Below are 255 nucleotides of genomic sequence, written 5' to 3' on the forward strand. Positions count from 1 at the left end.
CTCTGTTCAAGTTAGCGGCGGACGGGTGAGTAACACGTGGGTAACCTGCCTGTAAGACTGGGATAACTCCGGGAAACCGGGGCTAATACCGGATAACATCAAGAGCTGCATGGCTCTTGATTGAAAGACGGCTTCGGCTGTCACTTACAGATGGACCCGCGGCGCATTAGCTAGTTGGTGAGGTAACGGCTCACCAAGGCGACGATGCGTAGCCGACCTGAGAGGGTGATCGGCCACACTGGGACTGAGACACGG

General features: G+C 56.5%; 1 rRNA gene. It reads left to right on the plus strand.

From position 1 onward, the window contains the following. Positions 1-255 (plus strand): 16S ribosomal RNA (locus M3221_RS25960); the annotation flags it as partial.

Origin of the sequence: Domibacillus indicus, assembly GCF_023715895.1 — a bacterium.
GTDB classification, from domain to species: domain Bacteria; phylum Bacillota; class Bacilli; order Bacillales; family Domibacillaceae; genus Domibacillus; species Domibacillus indicus_A.